Consider the following 16,869-nt stretch of genomic DNA (forward strand, 5'->3'; position numbering starts at 1 on the left):
TCCTCTTATTATGCAACCAGCGGCCAGTGATTTTGCACACTCAGACACCCTTGGCTATCAACATCAAGCAACGCTTCGCTGTGATATAGGTCATATAAATAGTGCCGGCACTGGCCGGCCTGACAGATATAGCTGTCTTTCGCTAATGAGTTGATTAGCGTATGTTGAAGCGTTTCAAGATAGTCATTTGCAGCTTGCACTAAATCGCCCTTACCTAGGTCTATGTTAAGCACGATATTAAGCAAGCCTGCGCTGAAACTGCTAAAGCCCAGATATTTTCCACTTTCATGCCATTGCTTAATCGCATTGTGTAGATCAATAGCTTGAAGTTCGTAGGTGACCACAGGAGAATCTAAGTTGGCATTAACCACCGGAGAGAGGTTAGTAATTGCGTCATTTAGCGCACTAATAGGACTTAGTGAGCGCTTTTTCCACTCAAGGTAAATACATAAATATCGAGCAAATTCACTTAGATTTTGTGCCTGCTGAGTTGCCCATTGGCAAGCTGGGATAACGGTTTGATTTGATAGTTCATAGCAACGCTCACAATAACAAATAACATGGTATAAGTTGAGTTGATCCTTAAATGAGGCGCTCCAACCCAGAGCATGGTAACTCAAGTTATAACGGCGATAAAATAGTGCAATTTTGTTCAGAATCGTACTATCTAACAGATGATATTTGGTTAATAGATCATCTAAAATTGCTTTGCCTTTTTCAGAGTCTCGATTGCTCAAGGTCGCGAGGTCTCTGAGATCATTAGTAGTCAACTCGAGTAGTTTTTTCACATCGATTGAAATGGGAATATGATGTAAGTAGATCAACGTTGAATTCATCAATCCCAAGTAAAGCTGCTCGATAAATTGCGCTTCTGACGAAAAGCGCATTATCTCGCTCTGTTGTATGAGGGCGTTGACACTCTCTTTTCCCTGATTTAAAAATTGGATCAAGGTTTGCGTTTTGTCGGAAAATTGCGCCAACTGCTCAATTTCTATGTTATTCACTACGATCGTCATGCTTGCCTCCCGTGCTAGCGTCAGTGACGTGAGCCCCCATTAGCTTCCACCACTTGGAAAGTTATTGAGTAGATCACTGGCAGAACTACCGACATCGCCAAAGTTTTTCGTACCGTTTTCAACCATCTTGTTAGCCGCTTCGATGATACTGTTGTATTCTTCGACCTTACCAGTCGTCAGCATTTGTGAAATCGCAACCCCCATTGCGGTAGTCGCCATGGTATTGATATTTCTTAGGTTGTCGGTTGCATCTTGAATTGCAATTGCCGTTGATTGAGAAACTGACTGATAAGCCTTACCGGCACCAGAGAGTTTATTTAGCTCGCCGCTTAAGCTGGCATTTTTGATGATATCAAGCGTCGCTTGTGTTGATGGCCCGACATTTGTTAACTCATTCATATGCTTTGCCTCAGTTAATTTAAGTTATGTTGGGTTTACCTCTAGGTGCTTTTTTTGCTATCAGGGTCGAGGTATTGATGCAGGAGTTTTTGTACTACCTCTTCAATTTTGCTTAGATCCAGTTGTTCTTCAGGCGCTTTGGGCTTTTCTGGTTTAGGCGGTGACTGCTGTAGCATTTTTGCACAGCTCGCTGCCGCAGCAGCAGAGGCCGAAGTTTGCGCGTTTTGCTGTGCTGTGACGGCGTTATACATCGACATCCCCATAGTTTCGGTTGCTGCAATATTGAGCATGCCCATAGATTGCATTGGAGCAGAGCCCGTCAATAGGGTATTAACTTGATTCACTGAATCAGAGATTTGGTCGTTTACTGTACTCATTTTGTTAATTCCTTTCTTATCCTGGTTTAACGGAAGCTACGCCAGAGCTGATAATGAGTGCACAGCACTGTGCTACACTTGCACTGGATATCATCTGACCTCGAGCTTCGTTCTGCACGGCGTTCTCCATCAATAAAGAGATAGAGTTTCCCATCGTGATGGCGGCTACACCGAGCGAAAAAGTGTGTGCTTCGACAAGGGGTAACATGGTATTTCTCCAATTGAGCAGCACTTAAGTCTTTGTGAGTAAAGTCGTACTGATGTTGGATCCATCAGTACGACTTAGCACTTAACGGTAGACTTTAGTGATGCCTTCCGCCGTAGTTGCCGTATTGATACTCATTAGGGTATCTACGCCTTGCACCAATGCGGCTTGAGCTGTCACATTGTTATTTTGCTGTCCAGTTGTTGCATTGTGTGCAGCGTTTGAGAGTGCTTGGCTTGTAGCAATCATAAAGTTACCAGTTGCTACAGCAGGTGCGTCACCGAGTACTTTCGTATTTACTTGTGAGACTGAGTCAGTGATCTGACTGTTTACAGCTGTTGGAAATGCCATAACTATCTTCCTTTTAAAGTATTAAATATCTAGGCGTTAAAGCCCGTTAGTTTGTGACTGAACCGAGTACGTTATGCAAAAATCTTACTTGTCGCGATGCCAGTCGTTGCAGTGTCAATGGAGTAAAGTAAATTTACGCCCATTGTTGTTACTGCTTGCGCAGTAATATTTGCCTGTTGTTGTGCGGCCGTTGCGTTGTGAGCCGCGTTCGCCAATGCCTGAGAAGTTGCCTGAAAGAGGTTTCCCATAGCGATAGAAGGCGCATCGCCTAGCACCTGTACATTGGCTTGTGTAACAGAGTCTGTAATTTGACTATTTACAGCGGTTGGAAAAGCCATAGTGTTATCCTTATTGTCATTAACAAGTTCAGCCTAAATATCGTTAGCTGTGTTTGTAGGTATCTCACATTCCCAGATAAGCGTCTTCGTTGAGTCGCTGCTGTGCGCGATGTTGAACAAGTATCGGGGAGCCGAGAATTAACCTAATCCAGCAACCGGCTGTTTCTGAGGTTGAAGAATACTTTTTGTTGCAATACCTGTGGTTGCGGTGTCAATAGAGTATAAAGTAGTCACCCCCATCGTTGTTGCCGCTTGCGCTGTCATTGCAGCTTGTTGTTGAGCTGATGTCGCATTGTGTGCCGCGTTAGCTAATGCCTGAGAGGTAGCTTGAAATAAGTTACCCATAGACATCGCTGGAGCGTCGCCTAATACCTTTACGTTTGCCTGAGTGACTGAGTCGGTAATTTGATCGTTTACTGCTGTTGGAAATGCCATAATTCCACCTTTTTAGCTTTAAGTTTGACGAAAAAAAATATGAGTGGTGCTTAGGTCTAACAAGCTAGATGGAGCTCCTAAACACTGAGGTTAGTATAGAAAACGCAGTAGGGTTAGAATTGGCAGTACTTCGCATAATTGTTGGTATAACTCAGGAACTACTTGGTAGATTTATCTGAATCACCAGAGGTGAAATACCAAAAATTGAATCTGGTCACTAAGAAATATTCTAACCGTTGCTACAGCTAACTAAGTGCTGAACACGAGAGGTGCATTCAGCATACGGTTGTACCGTTATTCAGTGTTTTGTACGGTGATCTCGGTAGGCACCAGGACTGACGCCAACGACGGACTTAAACTTTCTAACAAAAAAGCTCAGATCGGAGAAGCCGACATCGTCACATACTTCAGTCACTTGACTATAAGGGTCTTCACGCAAAAGCGTCATTGCTGTCTTGATCCTTATTCGTAGCAAAGTTTGTTTAAATGACTGTCCAACATAACGTTTGAATAAGAACGAGAGATGAGAAGGGCTGACGCACGCATAATTGGCAACCTCGCTTAGGCTCAGTGGCTTCTTAAAATTGTCATCAATATATTGCAGCGCTCTTGCTAAAGCAGGATGAGGTTTGTTGACAGGCCTAAGCGGTGATAACGGAGTAAAGTCGACCCCCTCACGACTATCTGAAGGGGTGTAACTGTGCTCATCATCGCAGGATATCAGTGTTTGCATAGCTTGGGTAAAATCGCATTCAGCTTGTTTTAGTGGGATAAGATTACCCGTAGTTGGTGAAGGTTTATTTTCCATTGCGGGGAATAGAGTCAACAGAGTCTGTTTAGTGATTTCTGGTTGCTCACATAAGAACGTCAGTTTGTCTAAACAACGTTTGAGCTGTTTTACGTTATGTGGCCAATCATAACTGGTTAAGACTTCTAGCGCAGGTCCTTGAAATTGCAGTTTGGCGAGATGTTTACAAGTATGTTTGTAGTGGTTTATTAGGGCAATGATGTCTTCTTTACGGTTGTAAAGAGGAGGTATGGGTAGCTCAAGACAATGATAATGCAACCAACTCAAAAAGGAGTTGGACTGCATGTGTGTGTCTGCAGAGGTTTGTTTTTCCGCGCTAGTTGAGGTGATTAATCGTGGCGTGGGAGACTGCGGGGAAAGGGTGAGCCAGTAGTCTTTGATTGACTCGGCCTGCACTTGGGTCAGTGCGTCGACATTTTTGAGGTAAATGGTACCGCTTTGAGCTCGGTTGACAAGCTCTTCTAATAGGGTTGCTGCGCATTGACCTTGCCAATGGTTTACACACGATACAATCATATCTTCAGAATGCGATTTACTCAGCTCATGAATATGGCAAGCGGCTAAATGTTTCCCAGAACCGGGTTGACCAACAATATGTATGGGTAAATCACATTGTGCTAAATGTTGAATTTGCTGTTTCAGTTTGAAAAGTACATCACTACTGCCAATCCAAGGTTGTGCTGAAGGTGTTAATTTTACGAGTATGGACATGGTGTTTCCTTATTTCTCATATTGCAGAAAACATGCCATTCAAGGTTCATTTGAATGGCATGTTATGGGGCTAAGGAAACGATATGGATATTTCGACTCAGATATTGGCTCAGATAGGGGTCACTTGGTTTTGTGTATTAGATTGATGGTGTTTATACCAATCCAGTTCTAAGTCGTTTGCGTGACTTCTCAGAGATTCCCATACGAGAGGGTGCACAAAACTGTAGTGTTCAGCGTCTTGGGTTATCAATCCACTGCTCAACATTTTGTGTAACACACACAAGGGAGCACGGATTTTTTTATGTTCATTAAATTGGTGAAGTTGTTTCGTATCGAAGTGTTGTCCAATTCGCGCTGCAAACTTAAGGGTATTTACAACTTCACATGGCATCGAGTTGAGGTAGTGTTGAGTGAGTTGCTGTAGGGTTTCAGGAAGTTCTGATTGGGGATGGGTGACACAAAGTAGTTGAATTAAAAATAATGGGTTACCACATGCCCGTTTTAAGGCAATAGCGGTTCTATGTTGATGTTTGCACGGAAGCATATCTCGGCTCAATAATGTGTGATGTGCTAATTGCTGCATCGAACTGATATCTAGTGGCTTTAGATAGATAATATGTGCAGAGGAGAGCCATTTGGGAGGATGAGTAAAAGCATTTTTTTTCTGGGCAGACAGGATAAACAAAATACCAAAATGACATTGGACTTGTGTAAGTATGCTCAAAAAATATCTGCTTTGCTCGCTAAGAGTGTGTGCATCGTCTATCAAGATCGCTTGCACTTTTTTGTGATTGAGATATTTCAGTAAATCACTGACTACGGTTCTATCAAGCAACCTTAAGCGCTCGTCTGAAAATTGACGAAGCGCCTGCTTGTGAGCAGAATTTAAAGGCAAGTCCGCCCATTGACGCATACGAATTGCGCTCAGCGGTGTGCTAGAAACGAGGTCTATTTGATGGCCTAACTCTACTTCACTATGTGCCTTAACAAGCAATAATGAGCGAACAAAATTGGCAACAAAAAAGTGAGGGTTGTTGTGATTTAAGCAGGAGTTTGTAGTAAATAGGAGGTAGTTTTTCTCCGCTCTCTTTAAGTGGCAAACAAAGGAATTGAGTAGCGCGCTTTTACCTATTCCTGTCATACCCAGTAGTAAGATGGTTTGAGCGCAAGGTAACGCCACCGCTCTACTAAAAATGATATGTAATTGATTAAGCTCCCATTCTCTTCCATATAATGGAGTGGGCTCGTCTTTTAACAAATAGCTATATAGCCATAAAGGAGACTCTGCTTGATCGATTAATGTATCAATACTGACCTGGAAGTACTTTGCTAAATTTTGAATAGTTCTGCAGAGTACTCGATTACCAGATTCTGCTCGTTTTATTGTGGAAACCGATACTGGGAAGCGTTGGTTTCTACAGTTTTCAGCAAGCTTTTCTCTACTTAGGGCTTTTTTTTCTCAGCATTAGTAACGTTGTTTTATTCACCGCAATTCTACCTAGGTTGGGTGTAGTCATTATTCAGATCCTTGTCGTTATGTTATTGATACATCATTATTGTTGCCAGCTGTGTTTGTTGTTAATAATCTATTTATATTATTGCTTCATTTCTATTACAAGGTATTACAGCGTTTAATTTATTGTTTGGTAAATTTTGAGGAGGGGAGTTTTGGGTTTGGTATGTTATGGAAAAAGTGAGGGTTGAGAGTCAACGCTATATAACGAGTAGCACTATGTAGTGACTAAGTCTTACTGACAAACAGACTAAAAAAGCGCATAATTGAAGGCGTTGCCAGACAAGGTATTTCATGATGGATTTGAAATACCTAAGTGCTTTTCTAAGACCCTAGAGTACTTAAGTATTATACTTTTAAGGGCAACATGATGAATACGCAACTTCCTAAAATCGTGATAGTCGGTGGTGGTGCTGGTGGCTTAGAGTTGGCAACACAATTAGGGCATAAACTCGGAAAAAAACGCCAAGCAGAAATCTTATTAATTGATAAAAATCGCAGTCATATTTGGAAACCGCTGCTTCATGAAGTCGCGACAGGGTCTATTGACGCTGACTTAGATGGAGTGGTTTATTCTGCTCATGCAGCAAAGCATTATTATCAATTTCAACTCGGCAGTTTTAGCCACGTAGACTCAAGCAATAACACCATCACGCTGAGCGAGCTAAGAGATGAACTCGGTCATCGTATCCTCCCAGAGCGACAAGTCAGCTATGATTATTTAGTGCTTGCCATTGGTAGTATTAGCAATGATTTTAATACGCCGGGGGTCAAGGATCATTGCTTCTTTCTCGATTCAAATCAGCAAGCTGAGCGATTTCAGCATGCACTCCTCGATAACTTTACACGCTTACACCAAGACGACGATCCAAAGCACTCGTTAACCATTGGCATTGTTGGTGGTGGTGCTACTGGCGTTGAGCTTTCTGCCGAGCTGTATCATGTATCAGACATGTTGAAAATGTACGGGCTGAGTAAAATGACGGCCAAACGCCTTCGTATTGATTTAATAGAAGCAGGTCCTCGAATATTACCAGCACTACCTGAGCGTATTGCTAATTCAGCTAAACGGGAGCTTGTGAAGCTAGGTGTCACGGTGCGAGAAGGCACCCAAGTAAAGCAGGCAACCGAAGACAGTTTTATTACTAAAGAAGATGAACAGCTAAAGGCAGACATCAAGGTGTGGGCTGCGGGGGTAAAAGCACCTGACTTTATTAAAGAGATTGGGCTGTTTGAGCTTACTCGCAATAATCAAATTAAGGTAAATCAATACTTACAAAGCAGTGTAGATGAGCATATTTATGTCATCGGTGATTGCTGCGCGTTTACCCAAGCGGATGGCACTCAAGTGCCGCCGCGTGCTCAGTCGGCCCATCAAATGGCGCAATGTGTAGAGAAAAATCTAATCGCGACACTAAAAAATCTACCTTTACAAGAGTTTATCTATAGTGACCACGGCTCTTTAGTGAATTTATCTCGTTACAGCACCGTTGGTAGTTTAATGGGAAACCTAACCAGCAATAGCTTTTTTATTGAAGGCAAGATAGCGCGATTCATGTATATCTCACTGTATAGAATGCATCAGCGCGCAATTCATGGTATCGCAAAAACCTTTGCACTATGGATAAGCGAAAAGGTGCTAAGAGTGGTACGGCCAAAAATGAAACTGCACTAAGTTAATCTGAACTTCAGATAATTAATGCCTTTCTAGCAACCAGTTTTAGCGCTAACTGCCCAGCTATTGGTGTGTAAATGCGCCTTGCCTACAGGAGCTAGGTACCAGCGTGATAGAAGGGCACGAGAGCAGAGTTATCGCCAAAACTCTCTGGCTAAGTGAAGCAATTTTTAGCATTTCAAAAGCCGATGAAATTCGGCTTTTTGCTGTGTTTACTTCGCTATTTGAATATCAACTATTAAGTGACTATCCACGATAATGGACTTGTAATCACGTCATAATTTACTCAATTTGTGTGCCTGTCCACGAAAAGGTCAGATAACCAATGAAAGCTTGATGTAGATTAGTGATTAATCATTTCCTCTTTTTTGATTAACGAAAGCTGTCGTGAAGCTTGCGCATTTGTCCTAGTATATTAATCAAGTGATTAATGGAGCTGAAACATGACAAATAAGCTAACGGAAGCCGCTGTTACCCCGAGAGAAAAGCTAATCACCGATGGTAAATGTTTGTTTATTAACCGCGGATATAATCGAGTCACGACCAGAGCAATTGCGGACCTTGCAGAGGTTAACATTGCTTTGATTAAGTACTACTTCGGCGATAAAGCGGGACTGTTTGAAGCGGTATTTCGCGAAGTTGCAGCACCTCTACTGAGCTTGCTTGAAGGGATTAAAAAATCACAGTTACGCGAACTCTCACCGCTCATTTTAACTCAGTTTATAGAGCGCTACTTTCAGGTGATGAGCCAATACCCAACGCTACCTAAGATCATTTTTATGGCACTACATGATACACACTCTAAAGAGCATGAAATCATAAAAAAGATTTTCTTTGAGCATGTAGAGAACGGTGTCAGTACCTTAAATTCGACCTTTCAAACGCTTTCGCCTGTAGAGCCCATTCGAGCTGAATGGTTACTTTTAACCTGCCTTGGCTTGTCGGCATTTCCTTTTTTGGTGCCACCAGTGATGCAGCCGCTACTTGGTATCGAAAACTCGGATACTGAGCTGTGGCGCACCCTTGGCAAACATCAGCAAGCTATTTTTAACGTGTTTCTATCCCAGCACATTGAACGGAAAACATCATGAAAACACCGTTTTACATCATTAGTTTTGTGTTACTGACGCTTTTGGTTGGTTGCTCTAAACCCGAGCGTAAAATCTTCGGCATTATCGAACGACCTCAGGTGCAGATCAGCAGCCCAACCGGAGAGTTATTAGTTGAGTTGCTGGTAGAGCGCGGCGATAAAGTGGTAAAAGGACAGCCACTGGCGAAAATCGATGACGTGGTGCAGCAACAACAGGTTAATGCCATTGAACAGCAAATCGCGCGCTTGCAAGCGCAATATCGATTGTTACTCTCAGGCACCCGAGTTGAGCAAGTCAAACAAGCCAAAGCAAGGGTGCATGCAGCCCAAGCCGCTTGGGAAGAAGCTCAGCGGCAACTTGTTCGACAGAGGCAGTTAATCAAAGACAAGTTGACCTCTCAAGATAGGGTGGATACCGCCTCTGCCAATGTTGAGTCGACACTTGGTATTTTGCAAGAGGCCCAAGAACGTCTGAATGAGCTTGAAAATGGTACGAGAGAGGAGACAATTGAGCAAGCAAAAATCGCAATTGCAGAAGCACAAACACAGCTAATTATTGCCAACAAACAGCTCGCTGAGCTTACCCTTAAAGCACCCACTTCCGGCATTGTCGAAGATTTACCTTGGCTTGTTGGTGAGCGTCCGGTTAAAGGTGCACCGATTATTTTGCTGGCTGCTGACGACAAAACATTCGCACGGCTTTATCTACCGCAAACCCAGCTTGCTAAAGTCTCTTTGGGAAGTGTGCTAAACGTGCATTTCGATGGCAGTGATAAAAGTCTACAAGGCGCCGTCAGCTACATTAGCCAAAGCGCGAGCTTCACGCCTTATTTTGCACTTTCACAAGAGGAAAGAGCACGTTTGATGTATGTGGTGGAAGTGGTGCTCACTGATAAAGTGACTGTCCCTTCAGGCACGCCGGTATGGGTGGAACTGCAAAATGACTAAGGAAATCGTGATCCAAAGTGAAGGTTTGGGTAAGAAATTTAACAACTATTGGGCAGTTTCTGACCTAGATCTTACCGTAAAACAGGGGGAAATCTACGGTTTTCTAGGGCCAAATGGCTGCGGAAAATCAACCACAATCCGGATGTTGACTGGACTGTTAACACCAACCACAGGTCATGTCAGTATTATGGGAAAGGATGTCCAGGCACATGGTGAAAGCTTGCGTAATCGATTAGGCTACATGACGCAAAAATTCTCCCTATATGAGTCGCTAAGTGTGCTGGAGAATCTCGAGTTTGTGGCGAAAATTTATGGTTTATCACGCAATGATGTTAAGCATAGAGTGGCTGAGCTGCTACAGGAATACCAATTAGAAGATAAAAAATCGGTGCAGTCCGGTGCGTTGAGTGGCGGACAAAAACAGCGCCTTGCACTTGCTGCCGCAGTTATTCATAAACCAGAGTTGCTCTTTTTAGATGAACCGACGTCAGCGGTTGACCCCGAAAATCGACGCGCATTTTGGGAGCAGTTATTTAGTTTAAGTGCGCAGGGCACGACCATTTTAGTGTCTACCCATTATATGGACGAGGCAGAGCGTTGTCACCGGCTTGCTATCTTAGAGCAAGGTGTAAAGCGTGCGGATGATAGTCCCATAGCGCTGATGGAACAGTTAAAGGTTTCGGTGTGCGAAGTTGTGGGTGACGACGTCGCGGCATTAAAAACACGTTTAGCTTCATTACCGAGTGTGATTTCCGTCTCCCAAATAGGTGCTCGCCTTAGGGTGTTGATAAACAAAAAAGAATCACAACCTCTGGCATTATTGCGAGCTGAATCTGGAGGTGGTTACGAAGTGGATTTCACTCGCGCTAACCTCGAGGATGTGTTTGTAACGAGCACAGGGAGGGGCTATGCTGAGCTTGCGTAGGTTAAATGCCATCGTCAGTAAAGAGTTTATGCAGCTGGCACGCGACCGTATTACCTTTGCGATGATTGTGATGTTGCCATTGGCGCAGCTGTTGCTATTTGGTTATGCAATTAATACTGATGTGAGACATGTTTCCGCAGGTATTGTTGATTTTAGTCAGACTTATCAATCCAGACAGTTGATCCAAACCGCAGCCAATACTCAAGTTGTTGACTTTATCGGCTATTACGATTCAATTGCGGCGGCTGAGCAGGCCATTACCCGAGGAAAGGTGAATACCGTGTTGGTTATTCCTGCTGATTTTGTGCGTCGGCAGCTCAATCGTGATTATCAACTAAGTGGCTATAAAGTGGGTAATAGTACAGCGCAACATAGCGTTGCGCAGTGGTTGATTGATGGTTCCGATCCGTTATTAAGTGGTGCCGTGGCAGGGCTCAGTAAGTTGCCTATTAGCATCAAAAGGTTACCTATGCCTGCACTGCCAGATCCAGCTTTTGCGCTGCAAAATTACTTTAACCCAGAGAAACGTTCGTCGGTTAATATTATTCCCGGTTTGATTGCTATTATATTAACGATGACGATGATCCTATTTACCTCATCAGCGCTGGTTAGAGAGCGTGAGCAGGGTAATATGGAATTTCTTATCACCACACCGGTTCGGCCAACCGAACTAATGTTAGGTAAAATTCTACCTTACATTCTTGTTGGCTTTATTCAAATGGCGATAATACTATTTTTAGGACATTGGCTATTTGATGTACCGCTCAATTTTGATATGCCAAGTCTACTTATCGTGACGTTGTTGTTTATCACCGCGAGCCTTACCTTGGGACTGCTGATCTCCACTAAAGCCAAAAACCAATTGCAAGCAATGCAAATGACGGTCTTTGTGTTACTGCCTGCAATATTGCTATCTGGGTTTATGTTCCCATTTGCCGCGATGCCAAGAGCGGCGCAATACCTTGCAGAGATCTTACCTGCCACACATTATGTAAGGTCGATCCGAGCTGTAGTTCTTCGAGGCGCGCACTTTAGCGATTTGTATTTTGATTTACTCTGTTTGGTCGCCTTTAGTGTGATTGGCTTTATGATTGCGACGATGCGCTTTAAAAAGCGATTAGATTAGGGCCTGTTGATCTTTCAAGTTTGTTTTTGCAGCAGTTTGATTGGTATTTATACAAGGCAGAGAGTTGTTGACTTTATCGGCTATTACGATTCAATTGCGGCGGCTGAGCAGGCCATTACCCGAGGAAAGGTGAATACCGTGTTGGTTATTCCTGCTGATTTTGTGCGTCGGCAGCTCAATCGTGATTATCAACTAAGTGGCTATAAAGTGGGTAATAGTACAGCGCAACATAGCGTTGCGCAGTGGTTGATTGATGGTTCCGATCCGTTATTAAGTGGTGCCGTGGCAGGGCTCAGTAAGTTGCCTATTAGCATCAAAAGGTTACCTATGCCTGCACTGCCAGATCCAGCTTTTGCGCTGCAAAATTACTTTAACCCAGAGAAACGTTCGTCGGTTAATATTATTCCCGGTTTGATTGCTATTATATTAACGATGACGATGATCCTATTTACCTCATCAGCGCTGGTTAGAGAGCGTGAGCAGGGTAATATGGAATTTCTTATCACCACACCGGTTCGGCCAACCGAACTAATGTTAGGTAAAATTCTACCTTACATTCTTGTTGGCTTTATTCAAATGGCGATAATACTATTTTTAGGACATTGGCTATTTGATGTACCGCTCAATTTTGATATGCCAAGTCTACTTATCGTGACGTTGTTGTTTATCACCGCGAGCCTTACCTTGGGACTGCTGATCTCCACTAAAGCCAAAAACCAATTGCAAGCAATGCAAATGACGGTCTTTGTGTTACTGCCTGCAATATTGCTATCTGGGTTTATGTTCCCATTTGCCGCGATGCCAAGAGCGGCGCAATACCTTGCAGAGATCTTACCTGCCACACATTATGTAAGGTCGATCCGAGCTGTAGTTCTTCGAGGCGCGCACTTTAGCGATTTGTATTTTGATTTACTCTGTTTGGTCGCCTTTAGTGTGATTGGCTTTATGATTGCGACGATGCGCTTTAAAAAGCGATTAGATTAGGGCCTGTTGATCTTTCAAGTTTGTTTTTGCAGCAGTTTGATTGGTATTTATACAAGGCAGAGCCTGCGTAGCATAGTTATTCTATGTAAGTTAGGCGATAACACAGTAGAAATGCCAATCAAGCGCTGCCCTTTGGGTTCCCCTGAGTGCGCTTTGTTCATTGTTGCTCAACTTTTGCTTAGATTACTAGGCGGCAAGTCGAGCGTCGCGATCAAAACACACTCAGGAGAACAAAAATCAAACAGCAAAGGTCAACAGGCCCTAGTTGTGTAAATATTGAATCGCAAAGGATGGGTATTAGTCTTTATTATGTTTACGCTTTTTAGTGGGTAAGCAAATGATACCTTCGGCGCGTTGGGCAATTTAATTCTGGTGTTATGGCTTGCGATACTCAACATTTCGGTGCATTTGGTGTGGATTAAAGCTGGTGATTTGTTGGCGCGAGTGTCGAATGACCCAAATTATAATAAATGGTTGAATCGGTTTTACGGCGGCTGTTTGTATCTGGTCGCGGCTTGGTTAATTTTCGATAATGAAATTTGGCGCGAAGGTTTGATCTGAGCAAAAATAAAGGCAGGCTTCTAGATAGAAGCCTGCCTTTATTTGTATACAAGTAATAGGGTGATTACATCACTCGCATGCCAGGCTGTGAGCCCTCGTCTGGATTTAAGATGTAAATTTCTTTACCACCTGGGCCTGCAGCCAACACCATGCCTTCTGACATACCAAAACGCATCTTGCGAGGTTTTAGGTTTGCAACCATTACTGTTAACTTGCCGATAAGATCTTCAGGTGCATAAGCTGACTTAATGCCAGCAAACACTTGGCGCGTTTCACCACCTAAATCAAGCGTAAGTTTAAGCAGTTTGTCTGCACCTTCAACATGCTCTGCGTTGGCAATTTTTGCGACACGCAGATCAACTTTGGCAAAATCATCGAATTCGATTTCCGCAGCGATTGGCTCTTTGGCAAGCGGGCTATTCGGATCTGCTGCTACAGATTGACCACCCACTTTCTTTTCAAGACTTTCTTTCGAAGACTCGATCATCGCATTCACTTTATCAAGTTCAACACGCTGCATTAGTGCCTTAAACTTATTGATTTCATGATTAACAAGGGCGTTGTCAACGCTTTCCCAAGTAAGCTCGGTATTTAAGAAAGCTTCAACATTTTTCGCCATACCTGGAAGGATTGGCTTTAAATAAGTCAGTAATACGCGGAATAGGTTAAGACCCATAGAGCACACTTGATGTGCACGCTCAAGCGTCTCTTCATTCTTTGCAAGCACCCAAGGCGCTTCGGCATCAATAAACTGGTTTGCTTTGTCAGCAAGGGTCATGATCTCACGCACTGCGCGGCTGTATTCGCGGTTTTCAAAATGTGTCGCGATTGAATCCTTTGCAGCAACAAAGCTAGTTAGTAGCGCTTCGTCCATGACAGAGCCGCTTAGCTTGCCGTCAAATTTCTTAGTAATAAAGCCTGCGCAGCGACTCGCGATGTTTACCACTTTACCTACTAAATCTGAGTTTACGCGTGCTGCAAAATCTTCTAGGTTGAGGTCTAAATCCGTAACGCCGCTGTTTAGTTTAGCTGCGTAGTAATAACGTAGATACTCAGGATCTAAATGCTCAAGATAGGTACGAGCCTTTACAAAAGTGCCTTTTGACTTAGACATCTTAGCGCCATTCACGGTGACAAAGCCGTGAGCGAATACGTTATTTGGTTTGCGGAAGTTAGCGCCATCTAGCATTGCAGGCCAAAACAGGCTGTGGAAGTAGATGATGTCTTTACCGATAAAGTGGTAAAGCTCGGTGTCGGAGCCTTCACCCCAAAACTCGTCAAAGTTTAGGCCTTGTTTCTCGCAAAGGTTTTTGAAGCTTGCCATGTAACCGATTGGTGCATCCAACCAAACATAGAAATACTTGCCAGGCGCGCCTGGGATTTCAAAACCAAAATAGGGGGCGTCGCGGCTGATATCCCACTGCTGTAAGCCGTCTGCAAACCATTCGTCTAACTTGTTCGCCATTTCAGATTGCAGACTACCTGAGCGTAGCCATGTTTTTAGCATGTCTTCGAATGCCGGTAAGTCAAAGAAGTAATGCTCTGAATCTTTCAAGATGGGTGTCGCACCAGACATCACTGATTTTGGCTCAATCAATTCTGTTGGGCTGTAGGTTGCACCGCAAGCATCACAGCTGTCGCCATTTTGATCTTCAGACTTACAAGTCGGGCAAGTGCCAGTAACAAAACGATCTGGTAGGAAAGTGCCTTTCTCTGGATCAAATAACTGTGAAATCGTGCGCTTTTTGATATGGCCTTTTTCGTCTAAACGAGTGTAGATTAGCTCGCTTAGTTCACGGTTTTCGTCACTGTGTGTGCTGTGATAGTTATCAAACTCGATATTGAAGTCTGCAAAGTCACGCTGACGCTCAATACCCACCTGCTTAACCATTTCTTCAGGCGTGATACCTTGCTTCTGTGCATTTAGCATGATTGGCGTGCCGTGCGCATCGTCTGCACATACATAATAGGCTTCATGGCCTTGTAACTTTTGGAAGCGAGCCCAAATATCGGTTTGAATATATTCCAGCAAGTGGCCTAAGTGTGTGGGGCCATTTGCGTATGGTAATGCACTGGTAATGAGAATTTTTCTCTTCGTCATAACGATTCCATGAATTTAGCGCGATCTTTCTAAGTGATGGTGTTGAATTGGTTGATTATTCACCGAGTTAACACTTGAATGGACAAGTGTGCTTAGTGACTCACCTTCGTTCAGACCATGAACCGCGAATTGACTGGTTTTAATGAGTTGAATGTTACATAATTCCGTGGCTATTTTCATCACCCAGAGGAGTTTAATTTGTATGTTTGGACTGGAAAAATGGTTTGCCAAGGGAAAAAACACCAAACAGGCAATCATTGAGCTTTTAAATGGCTATCGTAGTGCTGCATTACCAGTGGGCATTGATGCAAATTGGGTGATCAAAACACAAGAATCAAAGGCGCAAATTCAAGTACAAATTAATTTTCCATTTGCCATCCAATGCGACCAAGATGTTGCTAATTATCTACAGCAACACTTAGGCAAGGCCGTTGAGGTGATATCGAAAGTCGTCGTTGTCGGCAGACCAAAGTTTAAAGCTATTAAACATATTATTCTTGTTGCCTCAGGTAAGGGCGGGGTGGGTAAGTCTACCACTGCGATTAACTTGGCGTATGCGCTACGTGCTCAAGGCGCGAAAGTCGGTGTGCTAGATGCTGATATTTATGGCCCTTCGCTACCGAGTTTATTGGCTCTTGAGGATGAAAAGCCTCAGGCGAAAGATGATAAAACCTTACTACCAATTGAAAAGTCGGGCATTAAAGCCATGTCTATTGGCTTTTTGGTTCCAGCAGAGGACGCCACTGTTTGGCGAGGACCAATGGCTTCTCAAGCGCTTACTCAATTGTTAAATGAAACGGATTGGGGCGAGCTGGATTATCTGATTGTTGATATGCCACCAGGCACAGGAGATATCCAACTTACCATGACGCAAAAAGTGCCTGCCAGTGGTGCGGTGATTGTCACCACACCGCAGACCTTGGCGCTTGCAGATGCACAGAAGGGCATCGCGATGTTTGAAAAAGTGCAGCTCCCCATTTTAGGTTTGGTCGAAAATATGAGTTACTTCAATTGTGAGCAATGCGGTAGCCGCAACCATATTTTTGGTCACTCTGGTGGCACCACGTTGGCGAGTCGCTATGGTGTGCCTTTGCTTGCGGAAGTACCGCTCAACGAACAGATCAGAACAGCAACGGAGCAGGGCGAAGATATCATTGCCACAGTCCGTGAGCCTAATTCAGAAAGTAAGACTGACAATCATGGTATAGCAGATCACTATGTTGATTGTGCCCAACTGGTTGCCAGTATGTTATATTACCAATCAGACTCAACATCGGGTGTTGAGATTGTGATGACGGAAGATTAA

Annotated in this window: 17 protein-coding genes; 7 read left to right on the forward strand and 10 right to left on the reverse strand. The window is 43.6% G+C overall.

What is annotated here, in order from left to right; genetic code table 11:
• Positions 1-8: 8 nt before the first annotated feature.
• From PPIS_RS04135 to PPIS_RS04175, 9 genes are all read right to left on the reverse strand, one after another.
• Positions 9-1,016, reverse strand: a complete 1,008-nt coding sequence (locus tag PPIS_RS04135; RefSeq protein ID WP_010371695.1) for a hypothetical protein — start codon at positions 1,014-1,016, stop codon at positions 9-11.
• A 39-nt stretch (positions 1,017-1,055) separates the two neighbouring features.
• On the reverse strand, positions 1,056-1,415 hold the full coding sequence (locus PPIS_RS04140; protein ID WP_010371693.1) for a hypothetical protein: 360 nt from the start codon (positions 1,413-1,415) through the stop codon (positions 1,056-1,058).
• A 41-nt stretch (positions 1,416-1,456) separates the two neighbouring features.
• Entirely contained in the window at positions 1,457-1,792 is a 336-nt protein-coding gene (locus tag PPIS_RS04145; protein WP_010371690.1) for a RebB family R body protein, read from the reverse strand.
• A 16-nt stretch (positions 1,793-1,808) separates the two neighbouring features.
• Positions 1,809-2,000, reverse strand: a complete 192-nt coding sequence (locus tag PPIS_RS04150; protein ID WP_010371687.1) for a RebB family R body protein — start codon at positions 1,998-2,000, stop codon at positions 1,809-1,811.
• Between the two features lie 81 nt (positions 2,001-2,081).
• Positions 2,082-2,348, reverse strand: a complete 267-nt coding sequence (locus tag PPIS_RS04155) for a RebB family R body protein (RefSeq protein WP_010371682.1) — start codon at positions 2,346-2,348, stop codon at positions 2,082-2,084.
• A gap of 71 nt (positions 2,349-2,419) precedes the next feature.
• Entirely contained in the window at positions 2,420-2,686 is a 267-nt protein-coding gene (locus tag PPIS_RS04160) for a RebB family R body protein (protein WP_010371679.1), read from the reverse strand.
• 138 nt (positions 2,687-2,824) lie between these two features.
• Positions 2,825-3,121 (reverse strand): RebB family R body protein, encoded by a 297-nt coding sequence (locus tag PPIS_RS04165; protein WP_010371676.1) that lies wholly within the window; start codon positions 3,119-3,121, stop codon positions 2,825-2,827.
• Positions 3,122-3,419: 298 nt separating this feature from the next.
• Positions 3,420-4,640 carry an AraC family transcriptional regulator gene (locus PPIS_RS04170; RefSeq protein ID WP_010371674.1) on the reverse strand — a complete coding sequence of 407 codons (1,221 nt, stop codon included), beginning with the start codon at positions 4,638-4,640 and terminating at the stop codon, positions 3,420-3,422.
• Between the two features lie 109 nt (positions 4,641-4,749).
• Complete coding sequence (locus PPIS_RS04175) at positions 4,750-5,898, reverse strand: AAA family ATPase (protein ID WP_010371671.1); 1,149 nt, start codon at positions 5,896-5,898, stop codon at positions 4,750-4,752.
• Between the two features lie 625 nt (positions 5,899-6,523).
• Here PPIS_RS04175 and PPIS_RS04180 point away from each other — a divergent pair.
• The 6 genes from PPIS_RS04180 (at position 6,524) to PPIS_RS04205 (ending at position 12,901) form a co-directional block, all read left to right on the forward strand.
• Positions 6,524-7,828 carry an NAD(P)/FAD-dependent oxidoreductase gene (locus PPIS_RS04180; protein WP_010371669.1) on the forward strand — a complete coding sequence of 435 codons (1,305 nt, stop codon included), beginning with the start codon at positions 6,524-6,526 and terminating at the stop codon, positions 7,826-7,828.
• Positions 7,829-8,271: 443 nt separating this feature from the next.
• Positions 8,272-8,919 carry a TetR/AcrR family transcriptional regulator gene (locus PPIS_RS04185; protein WP_010371666.1) on the forward strand — a complete coding sequence of 216 codons (648 nt, stop codon included), beginning with the start codon at positions 8,272-8,274 and terminating at the stop codon, positions 8,917-8,919.
• Entirely contained in the window at positions 8,916-9,866 is a 951-nt protein-coding gene (locus PPIS_RS04190; RefSeq protein WP_010371665.1) for an HlyD family secretion protein, read from the forward strand. Before PPIS_RS04185 ends, PPIS_RS04190 begins: the two co-directional genes overlap by 4 nt.
• Positions 9,859-10,791, forward strand: coding sequence for an ABC transporter ATP-binding protein (locus PPIS_RS04195; protein ID WP_010371663.1), 933 nt, complete (start codon positions 9,859-9,861; stop codon positions 10,789-10,791). Before PPIS_RS04190 ends, PPIS_RS04195 begins: the two co-directional genes overlap by 8 nt.
• Positions 10,775-11,917: an ABC transporter permease gene (locus PPIS_RS04200; protein ID WP_010371660.1), complete on the forward strand. Its 1,143-nt coding sequence runs from the start codon at positions 10,775-10,777 to the stop codon at positions 11,915-11,917. The genes PPIS_RS04195 and PPIS_RS04200 overlap by 17 nt, the downstream gene beginning before the upstream one ends.
• A 36-nt stretch (positions 11,918-11,953) precedes the next feature.
• Positions 11,954-12,901 (forward strand): ABC transporter permease, encoded by a 948-nt coding sequence (locus tag PPIS_RS04205; protein ID WP_249031248.1) that lies wholly within the window; start codon positions 11,954-11,956, stop codon positions 12,899-12,901.
• Positions 12,902-13,526: 625 nt separating this feature from the next.
• Here the strand turns inward: PPIS_RS04205 and metG are convergent.
• Positions 13,527-15,563 (reverse strand): methionine--tRNA ligase, encoded by a 2,037-nt coding sequence (gene metG, locus PPIS_RS04215; RefSeq protein ID WP_010371654.1) that lies wholly within the window; start codon positions 15,561-15,563, stop codon positions 13,527-13,529.
• A 202-nt stretch (positions 15,564-15,765) separates the two neighbouring features.
• Between metG and apbC the strand changes: the two genes are divergently transcribed.
• On the forward strand, positions 15,766-16,869 hold the full coding sequence (gene apbC / locus PPIS_RS04220) for an iron-sulfur cluster carrier protein ApbC (protein WP_010371651.1): 1,104 nt from the start codon (positions 15,766-15,768) through the stop codon (positions 16,867-16,869).

This window comes from Pseudoalteromonas piscicida, from assembly GCF_000238315.3.
Classification (GTDB): Bacteria; Pseudomonadota; Gammaproteobacteria; order Enterobacterales; family Alteromonadaceae; genus Pseudoalteromonas; species Pseudoalteromonas piscicida.